This window comes from Anaerocolumna sp. MB42-C2 (assembly GCF_030913705.1).
Taxonomy (GTDB): Bacteria; Bacillota; Clostridia; order Lachnospirales; family Lachnospiraceae; genus Anaerocolumna.
This window is the reverse complement of record NZ_CP133190.1, coordinates 235,952-252,842: the sequence shown is the minus strand read 5'-3', so window position 1 is coordinate 252,842 and position 16,891 is coordinate 235,952. Positions and strand designations below refer to the sequence as shown.

General features: G+C 35.8%; 10 protein-coding genes. 4 read left to right on the top strand and 6 right to left on the bottom strand.

The genetic code is table 11. The annotated features are described in order from the left end of the window. Window positions 1-6: 6 nt before the first annotated feature. Together tyrS and RBU59_RS01125 are read left to right on the top strand one after the other, a co-directional pair. On the top strand, window positions 7-1,239 hold the full coding sequence (gene tyrS / locus RBU59_RS01130; protein ID WP_308146047.1) for a tyrosine--tRNA ligase: 1,233 nt from the start codon (window positions 7-9) through the stop codon (window positions 1,237-1,239). Between the two features lie 21 nt (window positions 1,240-1,260). Beyond that, complete coding sequence (locus RBU59_RS01125; protein WP_308146046.1) at window positions 1,261-2,298, top strand: hypothetical protein; 1,038 nt, start codon at window positions 1,261-1,263, stop codon at window positions 2,296-2,298. 168 nt (window positions 2,299-2,466) lie between these two features. On the opposite strand, the gene RBU59_RS01120 is transcribed toward RBU59_RS01125, so the two are convergent. The 6 genes from RBU59_RS01120 to RBU59_RS01095 all read right to left on the bottom strand — a co-directional run bounded on the left by RBU59_RS01120 (window position 2,467) and on the right by RBU59_RS01095 (window position 14,559). Next, window positions 2,467-5,673 (bottom strand): DEAD/DEAH box helicase, encoded by a 3,207-nt coding sequence (locus RBU59_RS01120; protein WP_308146045.1) that lies wholly within the window; start codon window positions 5,671-5,673, stop codon window positions 2,467-2,469. 278 nt (window positions 5,674-5,951) lie between these two features. Continuing rightward, window positions 5,952-6,182, bottom strand: a complete 231-nt coding sequence (locus RBU59_RS01115) for a hypothetical protein (protein ID WP_308146044.1) — start codon at window positions 6,180-6,182, stop codon at window positions 5,952-5,954. Window positions 6,183-6,492: 310 nt separating this feature from the next. Next, window positions 6,493-9,285, bottom strand: a complete 2,793-nt coding sequence (locus tag RBU59_RS01110; protein ID WP_308148523.1) for a bifunctional diguanylate cyclase/phosphodiesterase — start codon at window positions 9,283-9,285, stop codon at window positions 6,493-6,495. A gap of 361 nt (window positions 9,286-9,646) precedes the next feature. Beyond that, window positions 9,647-11,419 carry a GGDEF domain-containing protein gene (locus RBU59_RS01105; protein WP_308146043.1) on the bottom strand — a complete coding sequence of 591 codons (1,773 nt, stop codon included), beginning with the start codon at window positions 11,417-11,419 and terminating at the stop codon, window positions 9,647-9,649. A gap of 218 nt (window positions 11,420-11,637) precedes the next feature. Continuing rightward, window positions 11,638-13,788 carry an FtsX-like permease family protein gene (locus RBU59_RS01100; RefSeq protein WP_308146042.1) on the bottom strand — a complete coding sequence of 717 codons (2,151 nt, stop codon included), beginning with the start codon at window positions 13,786-13,788 and terminating at the stop codon, window positions 11,638-11,640. Window positions 13,789-13,791: 3 nt separating this feature from the next. Then, window positions 13,792-14,559, bottom strand: coding sequence for an ABC transporter ATP-binding protein (locus RBU59_RS01095; RefSeq protein ID WP_308146041.1), 768 nt, complete (start codon window positions 14,557-14,559; stop codon window positions 13,792-13,794). Between the two features lie 338 nt (window positions 14,560-14,897). On the opposite strand from RBU59_RS01095, the gene RBU59_RS01090 reads away from it, so the two are divergent. Next, complete coding sequence (locus RBU59_RS01090; protein ID WP_308146040.1) at window positions 14,898-15,614, top strand: LytR/AlgR family response regulator transcription factor; 717 nt, start codon at window positions 14,898-14,900, stop codon at window positions 15,612-15,614. Then, window positions 15,611-16,846 (top strand): sensor histidine kinase, encoded by a 1,236-nt coding sequence (locus RBU59_RS01085; RefSeq protein WP_308146039.1) that lies wholly within the window; start codon window positions 15,611-15,613, stop codon window positions 16,844-16,846. The genes RBU59_RS01090 and RBU59_RS01085 overlap by 4 nt, the downstream gene beginning before the upstream one ends. The last annotated feature ends 45 nt before the right edge of the window (window positions 16,847-16,891 follow it).

The following is a 16,891-nucleotide window of genomic DNA, read 5'->3' as shown; positions in this document are numbered from 1 at the left end:
TATAAAATGTCAACCAATGTATATGATATTTTATTGGAACGTGGATTTATCGAGCAAACAACCCACGAAAAAGAAATCAGGGAATTATTAGGGAAGGAAAAAGTTACCTTTTATATAGGTTTTGATGCAACTGCCGATAGTTTAACCGCCGGTCATTTTTTAACTGTTATGGCTATGATGCATATGCAGAAAGCAGGTCATAAACCAATCGCATTACTTGGCGGCGGGACAACCATGATTGGAGATCCTACCGGTAAATCCGATATGAGAACCATCATGACGAAAGAAACAATCCAGCATAATGCAGATTGTTTTCACAAACAGCTTTCAAGATTCATCGATTTTGATAATGATAAAGCTATTATTGCAAATAATGCGGATTGGCTGTTGAATTTAAATTATGTAGATTTTCTAAGAGATGTAGGTGTTCATTTTTCTGTTAATAAAATGCTTACTGCGGAATGTTATAAACAAAGAATGGAAAAAGGACTTACTTTCTTTGAATTTAACTATATGATTATGCAGTCTTACGACTTTTTGAAATTAAACCAGCTTTACGGCTGTTCCTTACAGTTAGGCGGTAATGACCAGTGGTCCAATATCTTAGGGGGTGTAGATTTAATCCGTAAAAAGGAACAAAAACCAGCTTTCGGTTTAACCTTTAAGTTATTGACCACCAGTGAAGGAATTAAGATGGGTAAATCCATGAAAGGTGCCGTGTGGCTGGATCCTGATAAAACTTCACCTTACGAATTCTATCAGTACTGGAGAAATATTGAAGATGTTAAAGTGGAAGAATGTCTCGGGCTTCTGACTTTCCTGCCTATGGATGAAGTAAGAAGGTTAGGCGCTTTAAAAGATGCCGAAATCAATTACGCGAAAGATGTACTTGCTTTTGAAATCACTAAAATCGTACACGGTGAAGAAGAAGCAAAAAAAGCAATGGAAGCTTCCAAAGCTTTATTTAGCGGTGGTATGAAGTCGGAAGATATTCCTACTACTACTTATTCCGCAGAACAGTTTGATGTGGGAATTGATTTAATTACTCTGTTAGTGGACAGCAAAATGGCAATATCCCGTTCTGATGCAAGAAGAAATATTGTGCAGGGTGGTGTTACCGTTAATGATGTTAAAATTACTGAATTTGATAAAGTATTTACAAGCAATGATTTTGACGCAGACGGATGTTTACTTGTAAGAAAAGGCAAAAAAGCATATCATTGTTTTAAAATAAATTAACCTTGAATAGGAGTGATTAAAATGCCTTGGTGTCCTAATTGTAAAGAGGAATACGTGGATGGTATAACAGTTTGCGCTGACTGTGGTACAGAATTGGTCGAAAATTTACCGGAAGAACCAGCTATGATATCTTTCATGGAAACGGAGAAAGAATTATTTGCTAAAAAATTTGTTGAATTTCTTCACTACTCAAACGTTGAATCTGCTACTTGTGGCTTTAATGAGGAGAAACAACAATGGATCGTTACAATTGACGAAAAATCAGTAAAACAGGTTACTAAACTTTATAATGCTTTTTATTCTGTGGAATCTGATAATGCACTCTCCTCTTTACAGGGTAATCATAATCATCAGATGGAGGAAAGCGAAACTGACTCTGAGCTTGAAATTGAAGAAGCATACGAGGACGAAGAATTTTTAGATGAGGATCTGGACGACAGTTACGATGATGAGTTTGACGAAAATGAATATCCGGATGATAAAACTTCCGTTCATGAACAATCGGATTCGAAATATCAATCCATGTTCAGTGAAGATGAGTTGAAAAATATTGTGGATAGCAGGCAACCTAAGCCAATAGCGCCTTCAACCGTTTATGTTAAAAAAGAAGAGCAATATAGGGATTACAAATCCTCTGCTTCCACATTTGTAGTGGTATCCATTTTAGGTATTGCCGTTCTTATATTAAATGCCGTTGGAATCATCCATATCTTTGCCGGACCGATGCCTTATATCGTAATGGGTGCTTTATTTATTGCGTTTTTATATGTTGGTATTTCCTCATATGCAAAAGCACAAAAAATAGAAAAAGAAATTGATGCTGAAAATAATGTGACGCAGTCTATTAATGACTGGCTAAGCCGGAATATAACAGCTGAACAACTGGATGCTCTGACCGATCCCAGTGATACCGCAGAAATCCGTTTCTTCCATAAGCTTGAGAAAATGAAAGAAATGATTACTGCACAATTTGGTGAAATGAACGAATCCTATTTAGATCTTTTAGTAGAGGAATATTACAACAATCATTTTGAGACAAATCAGGAGTCGGAAGAATAATCTTTCGTTAGTAATTATTAAATATGATCTGTTTTTGGTTATTATATATCCAAATTATGAAACCCAAAATTAACAAGCCGCATATGGTTGCTTACCATATACGGCTTGTCTTTATCTATTTTAGATTTCTGATTAACCATTGAAACAAATTTAGCAGACAGAATATCCTTATCCGAAAATATCCTCCAACTCTTCTTTCGTCAGCGAATTAATAAATACTTCCTGGGATTGAATTACAGAATCCGATAAGTTCTTTTTCTTGATTTGAAGTTTGTATATCTTCTCTTCTATGGTTCCCTTAGTGATTAATTTAATAACATGAACTGAATTAACCTGGCCGATTCGGTAAGCACGGTCCGTAGCCTGATCTTCCACTGCAGGGTTCCACCAGGGGTCGTAATGAATTACCGTATCTGCGCCAACCAGATTCAGTCCCGTTCCGCCGGCTTTTAATGAAATTAAAAATACCTTTCCTTCCCCCAGGTTAAACCGCTTCACATAATCGTTCCGATCCTGCATTTTGGTAGAACCCTCCAGATAAAAGCCTGGGATATTTTTGGCTTTTAATTCCTTTTCAATTATGGATAACATGGAGGTAAATTGAGAGAATACCAAGATACGGTGTTCATTGGCAATCGCATCCGTAATGATTTCCATTAGTAGTTCTAACTTACCGCTTCCGCCGTTATAGTTCTCTATAAAGGTACCCGGATGACAGCAGATCTGGCGTAATCTTGTTAAAACTGCAAGTATCTTAAGTTTACTCTTTTCCAATCCATTTTCTTTAATTTCATTATCCAATTCGGTTTTCGCACTTTCAACATAGGAAAGATATACTTTTTTCTGTTCTTCAACCATATCATTCAGCATTTTAGTTTCTACTTTATCCGGTAATTCCTGTAATACATCTTTTTTCATACGACGCAGGATAAAGGGTAGAATCCGCCTGTTTAAATCTTCTAATACCCCCTCTTCCGATCTCATAATAGGCTTTTCATATTGATTCACAAATTTAGTATGGCTAAATAAATACTCCGGCATAATAAAATCGAAAATTGACCATAGCTCGGATAAGGAATTTTCAATTGGGGTTCCTGTAAGTGCATACCTATGATCTGCCTCCAATAATTTGACGGATTTTGCATTAAGCGAATCTGCATTCTTAATATATTGGGCTTCATCTATAAATACTGTGTGAAAACGCAGCTTTTGATATAAATTTATATCCCGGCGCATTAAAGGATAAGAAGTAATTAGAATATCAATATTCTCTTCTGTTTCAATTAATTCTTTACGCTCTTTTGGAGTCCCTGTAACAACATATGAGGTAAGAGCAGGTGCAAAATTCTCCAGTTCGTCCTGCCAGTTATAAATCAGGGAAGAAGGACAAACAATTAAAAATCTGGCGGATTGAATTATTTTTTTAATCGCAGCTATATATACAATTGTCTGTAATGTTTTACCTAATCCCATATCATCTGCCAGAATTCCGCCGAGGTTATTATCTGATAAGGTACGAAGCCATTTATAACCAGTGACCTGATATCCTCGAAGATCGGCCTGGATACCATCGGGAATATTATATTCCGTAATATTCGGATTTAAGATTTTTTCCACTAATTGTGAAAAATCCTCATCTTTCTCCACTTCGAGATGTTTTTCCTGGAATACATTATTAAGATAAAGAGCTTTATTTTTAGATAAACCGATCGTTTCATTATTTAATTCTTTGCCGGAAACTCCCAGGTAACTTAATATATCCCAGACTTCTTTAATATTTTCTTCTTCCAGATTAATAAAACTGCCGTTTTTTAATCGGTAGTATTTTTTCTTCATACGATAGGATTTAAATAAATCTTTTAACTCTTCTTTTGGTACTTCATCATAATTTAAGTCCATTTCTAATAGGTCAAGACCGTTGCTTACCCTTAATCCTGCCTTAAAACTACCCGGTGATTTTATATTAATTTTCTTAAAGGAATCAGAATAATATAATTCACATTCTTTCGCCAGTTCATGAATGTGATTGATTAAAAAATCATAAATTTCATCTTCGTTACGCATAATAAAGCCATGTTGCTTTGGCTGGAACCCAATTCTCTCCAGTCGATCAATATAATAGTCTTCTTTATGAGGCTGGCGGATTATAATAAAATTATCAGAGGGTGCATTCTCAAAAGCATTAAATTCATGTTCTCCATACCGGTATCGTAATTCCGCCTGAATGTAATTTTTAACTTTATCCAGATAAATGACCGGTTTTAATTCTTCAGTAATAAATCTGTCCTTAATTTCCTGGGGTACGGTTAATTCCATTGTTTCACTTATTTTAGGGAGTACCGTTTCCAAAAACTTGTTTTTATTAGAACCCTTAAATATTAAAGGTTCTTTTTTGGCACCCAGATTATTATAAAAAGGCAGATAATTTCCTAAAAACCTCTTTGTCGGTTTATAGATACAACTATTATAAAAAAGAAGTTCACCTGCCTCAGTTATGGGAACTACACTGTATTTACCATGATAATCCATCACAATTCCGTCATCGATTAAAGATAAATCATACTCTATCTTTGGATTGGCTGCGGTATAGATAACATCTTCATATTCCTTTCCGTATAATTCCAGATCGAATGTACTCTCTTCCATTATATCCAATAGACGAAATAACATATTTTTGGTTAAAATGATATTGGCTTTAGCAAATAGTTTTGAATAAAACAATTTATCGATTGCTTCCTGGATTTCATATATTTGCAGAATATAATCCAAAACTTTTTTAGATTGTTTATCAAATTTACTCTCTCCGTGAATAAATTTAAACTCTTTTCCTAACATAACATTTTCATGGTTATAGAAGTCTGTTAGAAATTTTTTTATAGATTGTACTTTATAATAATGATGATTTCCCACTCTCAGCGAAAGGATCGCAGAACCGGTTTCAGGACGTAAGATAGTGGGAATAGATAAAGATACCTTTATATGGTAAGTTTCTCCCTGCATTACGCTTTCTTCCTGATTACTGAAATAACCAAGGATCTGATATACCGTTTTTTCAGCAGGATTATCCGGTTCTTCCATCAGAGAACGTTCCACATAATTTAATACAAAAAACAGTGCAGTAACCACGTGCCTGCATGCTCCCTCTTCCTTTAGATGCTCTGAACAATTACAATTATGTTCAAATGACCCATCTTCAAAAACACGAATTGTAACCAAATATTCGAAATTATCCTTGACTGTAATACGATATTGCTGTTTAGAATTAGACCAAGTGGCATTCACCACATGGCTTTGTTTGTAATCCTGCAAGCCTCTTGCATAAACGGTTTCATTTGCAGCTAAATTTCTTATTCCCATTCTGGATAATCGTATCATCTTGAAACTCCTTTTTCCTTGTCCAATCTTTGCATCCTATTATTATACCACAATTTTAGGATAAATGTTAAGTATATTCATATTTTGTTTTTGCAAAGAAATATAAAAGGAGTTCTTACTGTTCACTCCCCTGCAAAAAGCAGTGGTTCCGTGAACAATATTTGCGATGCACACAAAAGGTAGAGGATTTAAATAATATGAGAGGAATATCAGAGAATTTATAAGTATTTTTTCAAACCTAATCATTTCAGTCAGTACAAATAAAATCTTAAAAGGATTTAACAGGCCGCTTTGACGGCTTTATCTTTCCGAAACATAGAATACAGACCGGATATTAAACAAAACAATATACCCAGTAATGATATTACTAATTCCATATAGGTCCCTTTTGAGAGTATTATAATAGAAAATCCCCAGAGAAAGAAAGGAATAGCCATAAGTGCATATAATGCACCGATAATTACTTTATGATATTTGCTTTTTCGAATTGCTGATATAATTTCTTTCATAACGAAACTCCTATGCTTCTGATAAAACCATTAACGAAAAAATCCATTATTATTACGTGAATAAATAGTATCTATATATATAACGATTGAAACCTTAAAAAAGTTTCACGATTCTTACAAAATTTTTAATAAATTTGTAGAAAATATAAATATAGTATCAAATAATACTTAGAACCTCCCGGAGCCCGGTTGGACCTTTATTCAATAGAAACAAAATCTTACTATTGCATAAAAAACCTGTCACAAAGTATAAAGACTGCTTGTGACAGGTAAATAAAAGTTGTTATTAATAATGAACCCCTTTATAATATTAACTTAATAATTTTTCTAATTCCTCCATCGGCATTGGTTTATAGAAAAAGTAACCCTGAACCATATCGCAGTGATTTTCTTTTAAAAATCTGGCCTGATCCAATGTCTCCACCCCTTCTGAGATTACCTTTAAACCCAACCCTTTAGCGAGGTTAATGATATTGGCAATCACGATTTTATCTTTTTCACCCATAACATCATAAGTTAAAAAGTCTTTATCCAGCTTTAGGATATCAACCGGTAAAGTTTTTAACAGATTCAAGGAGGAAAAACCGGAACCAAAATCATCAATGGAAATGAGAAATCCTTTATCAGACAGTTTTCCTAAAAATCTTTTTAAACGGTCCAACCCATTTAAGAAAATACTCTCTGTTATTTCTATTTCAATTAAGTTAGTGGGCAAATTATATTTACGGATTAGAAACTCCAGTTTTTGAATAAATAAATCGTCATCAATATGAAGCCTGGATACATTTACAGATATGATTAATGGATTTTTTCCGAGATTCAGCCATCTTCTTAACATTTTAAAAGCTTCCTCATAAACATAAAAATCCAACTCCAATATAAAACCATTTTTCTCAAAAATAGGAATAAACTCAGATGGATTCATAATCTCACCAGTATGTGTTTTCCATCTGACCAAAGCTTCTGCACCGATTATATTTAAGGATCTTAGTTCAATTTTCGGCTGCATGTAAACGATGAATTCATGGTTTGTAAGAGCCGTATGCATTCTGTTTTCAATCATTTTCTCTTTGGAAATGGTTTTATGTAAGTTCTCATCATAGATGGATAGGGTACTTTTATGAAACCCTTTTAACCTTTTTCTTGCCATGTTTGCCTTGTCCATAGCAATGCTTAAAACCTTATCCTCTTTAGTCATAAAATAAATCCCGCTGATTATAATCGGATTAATTTTGGGATAGCAGGTTTTATAATCCTGAATTATAGCTTGTAATATAATTTTTATTCTGTCTAAAATCTCTTCTCTGTCTTTATAAATAAACAGGCATACAAATGTATCTCCACTTATTCTGCAGAATAATTCCATCGGATTAAGATGTTTTAATATTTTTTCAGCGTAGAATTTTAAAATATCATTCCCTATGGAATATCCCCATTCATCATTAATATATTTAAATTTATCAAAATCAGAATATACAATTGCATATTGGAATTCTTTTGAACTTGCAATCAATTTCATTGCTTCTGCTTCAAATTTGGACAAGGTAAGCAGACCCGTTAAATTATCCTTGGATTTAACCCGTTCCATGAATCCTGTAACATCGGAGGAACAAAGCAGATTCATCTTCTGCCCGTTAGGCATATCAAAAGTGGAGGCGGTTGTACTAAGCCATGCACCTAATTTCTTATTATAAGCTTCGACAGAATACCGTTTATTTGCATGATCCAGTCCGTTCAAAGGACAGGTATCACATGGTTTACTCCGGCCGAAAATAGCTTTATAGCATAATTCTCCCAACTTTACATTAGGGAACAGTTTTTCCGTATACTCACTGACATATAATAATTCGTAGGTACCTGCTTTTATGGCATAATTACTTAACTTTTGATTATTTAACATCGCCTGGGTGAACAATATTTCGTTATCTAATTCTTCTTTATTTCGTAATTGCAAGATATAATTACTTACAACTTTTGTTATAATTAAGAGAGTATTTAATTGAGATTTGGGCCAGATACGGGCTTTTTCACAGTCTTCAAAATTAACGGTACCTATTAATTGATTGGAATCATTAATGGCACATTGCACTAAGGACTTAATATTCATTTGTTCATAGAACCATTTTAATTCCGAACTAATATCAATCCTGGTTATATCTTCAAAATAGTATATACTATTATTAATAAACATTTCTTTATATTGTTTTGCCAGATAATCACTTTTGGGAATTGCTATGCAGGGGGAAATTCCAGCATTAAGCCATTCATAAGTAACTCTTGCTTTCTGATTGATTGTCTCATTTTCAAATATAGTAATTCGGGATAAATTATAATATTTTCCAATTTCCGTAAATATCTTATGAATGGATACTTCAACTGAATTTCCTTCACTTAAAATATCAAAAGCATAATTTAATAACCTTTTTTCCGCATCTAAGATATCTTCGTAATTCTGCTTTTTCTTTTTCTTATTTCTCTTCTGTTCCATCTCCCCTTCAAAGATATTTATATTCAACTCAGAATTGTAGATGACAAATTTATCTTTTCCGCTTATTTTGGCTTTATTTAAAGCAATATCTGCTTTTTGAAGCAGTTCCTCATACGTTGTCCCATCCTTTGGGAAATTTGATATTCCAATACTCACGGTTAACTTGACATCTTCCTTCAGCCCGGGAAGATTTTCTCTTACCAAGCTGCATATGGTTTGAGGCATATAATAGATATCATCCTTGTCTTTTATGGTATTATGTATTACTACAAATCCGTCTCCGTCAATTCTGCCTAATATATCCCCATCCTCTACCGTTTGCGCTAAATATGCAGCAAAGGTTTCAAGAACAATATCACCATATATATGTCCACAGGTTTCATTTATCCTTTTTAAATTGTCAATATCGATTAACAAAAAGGAATGATTTTCAATGAGTTTTTTATTCAGGTTTTCTTTTAGATGTTTTTCGATTTTATTTAATACTGTTTTTTTATTAAATAATTGTGTCTGGTTATCCCTTTCTTCACGAAATATCGGATAAACCCCATTATATGTATTATGGCTTTCATTTAACTCATTCTGAAGCTTACTATTGTCTTCTTTATACGTCATATCCAAAGTAATAGTCTCCTTTTATTCTCTTATTGTAAATGACATAGACATATTCGGTTTTCATTTAAGAAAAAAAAGATAATTTTCTCTACTTATCAGAGTTAATTGTAGACATTTTTTGTTAAAATGACTATTTTCTTTATTATATTACATTAATAATTTTATAGCAATCGTATTAAAGCAAAATATATATCTTTAGGCAGATATGAATAGAACAAAGTGGGCAAGCCTGGCTGGTATAATTCCATACGCAAGAATGCGCATCCCCGGAGAGCTTTATCATATAGGATGAGCTTTACTATGAAATAAAAAAATAAATCCGGATATCCGGATTTTCTGTATAATAACCTATATATTTAAATTAATTTGTATCACCGGAGAAACAAATACTCCCTTTATATTGCTTTCCCTTTTTCTTAAGCCTTGCTAATTCCTCTGTTAATTCATTACCGTTATAATAAGTTCTGTTTTTGTTGCTGACTACAGATATTGTTAATGAAGCCAGAGGGAACTCTTCAATAACTCCATGCCGGTTAGCAGATGTAATAAAACCCCTTTCCCTGTCTTCTTCATTATACATAAGCTGCGCTTCTTTTTCAAAATCACTTATGATAGAATCGGAGATAACATCCCATTTGTAATTATCCAGTGTTATAATAAAGTCATCTCCCCCCACGTGTCCGATAAAAGTAGTCTCCTCTTTATAATTTAATAAAATAGCAGATAGGACCTTAATTACCTGATCTCCTTTTTCAATACCGTAAACATCATTGTATGCTTTAAAGTTATCGATATCTATGTATAAAATACTATATTCACTTCTAAAAGTAATACACTGGGAGATCTCATTCTCAATTATGAGATTACCTGGCAAGCCACTTAAAGGATTTAAATTTTTAGCGTTGGCGATATCTATCTCAGTCGTTTTTTGAAGCAGATCCTTAACGGTAACGGTACCAAAGTATTTTCCGTCTCTTGTTACCACTATCATATCATAGATCTTACTGTTATCCCTTTCCATAGCCAGATAGGAAACTGTATTAATGGGAGTATGATAATCTACCTCCAGATATTCTTTATCCATAATTTCAGAGATATCTTTTCTTTGGTATAAGCTGAACCCATATCGCCCGCTGACTTTTAATATAAGATTTTCTCTGGTAATAATTCCCATGACTTTGTCTTCTAATACAACACACATACCGTAAATATCCGAATTTTCTTTAAAATCATCAAAAACTTTTTCAACCTTTTTAAAAGGGGAAATAATCGGAGTTTGTTTTGTAATATTTTCAATAAATAAGCCGGATAATTTTATGCCCTGTATATTATTTTTCTTTTGATTCGTTCCCTCAATAAATTGGATCAAATCTGTATCGATTTTCGCCATAACTTCATTTGGTTTCTGAATATAATAACCTTGCCCATATTGTACTCCCAAATTTATTAAAGCTTTTAACTCTTCTTTCGTTTCAATTCCTTCCGCTATTAAACTGATGTTTGTTATTCTTGAAAATTCTATCAGTGATTTCACTAATACATATTTAAAATTGTCTTTATCAATATTTCGAATCATTTTCATATCTAATTTCAAAAAATGCGGGTGAATATCACTAATAAGATTTAATCCGGAATAACCGGCTCCTGCGTCATCAATGGCAATCTTATAATGCTGTTTTTTATAATGCTCCACTGCACCTTGAAAACTCTCCATATCGTTAATTGCTTCTCTCTCCGTAATCTCAAAAATAATGTTTTCCGGAGTGATATTATATTTATTTAGATACTCTTTCGTAAAACCATCACGGAATTTAATATCATGCATAACCCTGGGATTTACATTCACAAATAATTTCTTGTCATATGGAAATTTCATCTGATTGAATGCAGCTTCCAGGGATTTTACCCTGCATAATAACTCCAGGTCCCATAAGCGATTATGTTCTCCTGCTAAACGGAATATTTCTTCCGTATTTGAGATAATTGATTTACAAGTAATTCTGCTTAAGGCTTCATATCCCAATATATTACCGTCCTTAAGAGAAATTATTGGTTGAAATACTGATTTAATTTGTTTTTTTTCAATGATATAATCTAATTCCTGTTTCATAATATCTGATATAACATCTGACATTATAAATTCCTCCGTTTTCGATACAGTTACCGATCATATTACGGAACCGATCTTATTTACAGTCACAACTAACATCTATAAAATATTATCCGATCATATGTGAACTTTCATCTAATTATCATCATATAAAATTCATGTAAATTACGATAAATGGTGAGGTTAAGATTATGTAAATTTTAAACCGATTGAAACACGAAGGAATTAAAATTAACCCTTTATCAAGCCGCTTTCTTTGTAGTTGCTTTCTCTATTTTAAGTAGATATAGAATATTGTGATAAGCCAGTCGGTAAACTGCATAGAGAAGGAAACTTAAAATCGCCACTAAAAGGGTACAATTGCCCATACCAGCCAGCTCACCCGGAGTAAATTTGCCACCGTCATTGAAAAATATAATTAGGGAATAAAATGCAAACATAGCAATGGTACCTACCAATGAGGGTACTAAAATCACACGGCTTATCTGACCCCGCACTGAATTACGCAGATAATCACCGCTAGCTCCAAGATGCCGCAGATCCTCATAGACCTGCCTGTTATTCAATGCAATAGTAAGACAGCGGGTATAGGCAATCACAATAACCGCCGCAAAACAGACAATAGCGATAAAAATAAAAAGCATTAAGAACACGGCCATTGTTTTAATAAAGTCAGCCTTATCCAAAACACGGAAATGGGGCATATAAAGCCAGGTCATACGAAATTCTGAGCTATCCCGCTGTTGGTAAGAAATTGCAGAGAAGCCATGTTCTTTAATAGATTCTTTATCATATTCATACTTCTCTCCGGCATCCTCTGCTATCTTTTTCGCCACCTGATCCCAGTTATCTCCTTGTTCCACCTCTGGTCCTGACCGGTCAACGATGGTATAAAACAATTTCTTGGAGAATCCATATAAATCACCCTTATCGCAATCATCGAAAAAAACATAATTCTCCAGCCATTCATTGGTTAAACCGGCAGTAATACGGTCATAGTCATTTTCATCAAGCACATGTACCTTGGTGGCCAGCATGGCATTATAGAGATATCCGGAAAACCTGGCAGCCAGTTTCTCACCGGTGACCATGTTGAAAAGGAGCGTCTGATCGCTAGAAACCATGTAGTCACCTTCGCCGTTTAGACCTAAGACCGGACGAAAAGTTCCGGGCAGAACATCAACATTCTCACCGGTAAGATGATTGTAGGTCCTTTCAGACATATAACAATCGCCACTCAGCAGTTCCCTGTACTCCTTGCGCCAGGTAATGCCCATAGCCCTTGTATCTTCGATGTATTTAAATCCATCCTGTCCCAGAATGGCACACTGCCCCTCCCTCCAATTTTTAAGGGATACACCATATTCTTTAGCTAAAACTTCCGTTTCTGATTGCCCTATCATATCCTGATCCATACGGTAGTGATATACATAATCCGTAGGGCGGGTATCATAACCAAGCATTGCAGTAGTAGCCATCATGGGCGTATAGAACAAGGCAAAATAGGCACCTGCTATAAGAACTGTCATGACCAGCATATTGCGGACGGTCTGGCGTCCCTGAAATTTCATCATACTTGTTGCTATTATATTTTTATAATGTTTATTTTTTCTGCTCCAGCCATTTACCACTGTGTGAAGTAGAACCACATAAAGCCCCACGAAAAGCGGTATGTAAAAGATTGTGCCGAATCCTTCCGGAGGATACCAGTGGAGTACTTTGATAAAAAAAGAAGGCATTAAATATCCTGTGATACCGCCAAATACCATTAGTCCAATACCCATCCGGCCATACCACTTCGGTACAGCGTGTATAGGCTCTGATTTTCTGGCTTCGTTTAGGATATCAATAATATTAGTACGCCGGATAAATCTCCCGCCCATCCCAAAGAGCATAATCATTACAAATAGTGAAAACAAAAGTACAAAATACAGTGCTCTGGGTTCAAATATAAAAATCATCTCCTGGGTATCCACTACAAAAAGACGAAAGATCTGCCACAACCCCCAGGCCAGAGGAACTCCAAGTAAAGCACCCGTACCACAGGAGACGAATGAAATCAAAGCAAGTTCCCGATATAAAAGATGTTTCATCTGTTTGCGGGATGCACCGAGAGCAAGATAAATTCCCGTGTCCTTTGCCCTAGAGTGAAAGAAAAGGCCGGAAGCATAGGTAGTGAATGCCCCGCAGCCAATTGCGACCAGTACAAAGATCATCATGACCTGTTTTCGGGAGTCCCCGCCCTCAGGCAGCACACTAAGAACGGTAGGAGTAGACATCATAGTTACATAAGCAGTAATAAGTAATACAGAAAAAAAGCAGCAGCCTGTCAGCAGCAGATAGTTATTTCGATTTTTTTGACGCAGTTTAATGTAAACACTTGCAAAAGTCATAATTTAGTCCTCCTCTCTTTCATTTAACTCCCTGATAGCCTCTAAAAGCTGATCCTGAAAAGCAATCCGATCATGATTTTCATTCCTTATTCGGGTGTGCTTTAAACTTCTGCCTACCGTACCATCTTTCATAATGATTACTCTATCACAGAAAGAAGCAGCAAAAGAATCATGTGTTACCATAAAAATGGTAGCTCCGAGATTCTGTTTTGCGGAAAGAAAGCTGTCAATAACGGTACGGCTGGATTTGGAATCCAAATTACCGGTAGGTTCATCGGCCAGAATTACCAGTGGTTCGTTGATGAGTGCCCGGGCCACAGCTGTTCGCTGCTTTTCTCCACCTGAGATTTCTGCAGGATATTTGTTCTTAATGTCATGGATACCAAACACAGTGCACAACCGGTCTGCCCGTTCTTCTGCTTTACTGCTTACCACTCCTCCAATGATGGCCGGCAGCAGGATATTTTCTCTTACAGTTAGGCCATCTAATAACATGAAGTCCTGAAATACAAATCCAAGTTTCTTGTTGCGTACTTGTGCTAGCTCATCTTGAGTAAGATCAGATATCTCCTGTCCTCCTAGGGAGATTTGTCCTTTTTCAAAAGGTACATAGCAGGAAATACAATTGAGCAGCGTAGTTTTACCGGAGCCGGAGGGACCCATAACTGCAACAAACTCACCTTGTGCGATACATAGATTGACATCTTTAAGAACCTCATACTGAGTATGCAAGGCCCGATACGTTTTGTAGAGATTTTTTACATATAACATAACATTACCTCTTTTCCAATATATTTTTGTAACGATTCAGTTGATTCGGGAAAGGATCGTATTACTATACTTAATACCCTATAACTGGATCAGTCACTTTGATTTTAGGATATCACAAATGTATAAAAGCAGGTTTTGCCCAGTCATAAACAGCAACTTTGATGTCAATATTGACTTGTTTTTGTAATATGTGAAAAGTTCTGCAGGACTAATGTAAAGTTTGGTAAAGCATACAAAAAGTTAATCGTTCAAACGAATGGATAGATATGGTATAATATAAAAGAATAACATAGAAACTTAGGATAATGGTGTCTTTTAAATAAGGTGAGGTGAACTTTGTGCTGAGAATTGCTATATGTGATGATGAGAACCGGGCACGGGATATGCTCCGGTTCTCTTTGGAAAAGATCTTGGAGGAGAATAAAGAAGAGGTGGTTTACGAATTTTCCTCCGGTGCAGGCGCGGTTCGCTGGTTGAAGCAGCACCCGGGAGAGATCGATCTGCTCTTCCTGGATGTGGAGATGGAGGGTATCTCAGGCATAGAGACAGCAAGACAAATTAGAAAATTTGATCAAAATTTAAAAATAGTATTTGTTACTGGATATCCGGACTTCGTTTTTGATGGTTATCGGGTTCAGGCATTGGACTACCTGCTAAAACCAACGAATTTGGTCCGCCTGTCTGAAGTGCTTCATCTAGTCCGAAAGTTAGTATGCGATTCCTATAATGAACAGTTCACATTCCAGAATGCTGACGGTACCTACCGGCTATATTTGAAGGATATTCTTTATTGTTTCAGCGACCGGCGCAAGGTATTTGTGGTGACACGGAACAAAACCCTTTCTCTTTATGCAAAACTGGAAGAGGTTCAAAATCAGCTTGGAGCTGAATTCATACGCATCCATCAGCGGTTTTTGGTCAATGCCGCTGCTGTAGAACAGATTAATAATAAGTTAGTAGTGGTTGACGGGCAGGAATTGCCTTTGAGCCGCTCCTTGAAGGCACAAGCTTCCTCAAAACTTGCGAAAGCTATGCTGGGAGATAAAAGATTATGAATGAAATTTTTTATTGGATAATTGGCTTACCGGTCCAGGCACTGATAGGGTTTCTCTGCTCCAGGGTACTGAATATCCTGGTGCCGTTTCGAAAAGAGTCTTTTAGGAAAATACTTCTTTTTATAGGCTGTTGGCTTCTGACGGGTATGATCATTTTTATCGGTGATATTGCCAACCTGCCGCCCACTATTATAATTTTTCTTATAACGGTATATTTTGGGTGCTGTGGTTCCAGACTTCAGAAAATCACAGTTGCACTTATGGTTGCAAGCACCGCTTTTGCCTTTAATGCACTGTCAGATACTTACTTTCGAATTGAAAGCTATTTACTGCCCCGTTTACTTTTTTGGTTTCTTCTCTATCTGCTGATGTCACACTATGGGCCGCAAAAAAATTATGAACTTACTCCGTCCATGTGGTGGCTGCTTCTGCTGCTGACTGCCACACCACTTGGTATTGTATTGTCCCTGGTCCTGCTCCAAATTCCTTCCTATGACAGTTCCGATTCTACCATACTATCCAATTTCGTCCTGCTGCTGATAGCAGTCCTCTCTTTTGTTGGTCTTCTCTGGACGGTAACTGTTCTGGCAAAGCAGCGTAGATTAGAACAGCAGGAACAGCTCTATGAACTTAACCGCGCTTATTATCAGGCCCTTGAACAGCAGCAGTATGAGATTCGACGCATCCGCCACGATATGGCAAATCATCTTCAGCTTCTGATTTCTTTACCGGAGGGAGAAAAAAACAACTATATTGAAGAGTTAATTCATCTTCCCGTAATGCAAAACAATATTCACTATTGTGAAAATCACGTAATTAACGCGGTAATAAATGCAAAAATAACCCTGATTGAACAGGAAAACATTCGATTTTACCACACTCTGTCTGTACCCGAGGGAGGAAATATGGATAAATCCGAATTATGTGCTCTCTTCGCTAATATCGTTGATAACGCTATAGAAGCCTGTCTGAAACTTCCGGTAGATCAACGCGAAATTACTCTGGAGGTCCGTGCGGAGAAAGGCCTGTTGGTCAGCCGTATCGTTAACCCCATGGATGATTCGGTCAAACTGAAGCAAGGACTTCCAGTTACAAATAAAGAGGATAAGACTTCTCATGGCTATGGTCTTCGAAGTGTTCAGGGAATCGTAGAACGGCACCTGGGACAGTTGGAAATTGAGACGAAGGACGGAAAATTCTCGTTGTTTTTTTATATTCCATTTTCTTTATAGGATTCGAGTGAATAATTGGTATTGATAAACTGAGTTTTTAAAGAG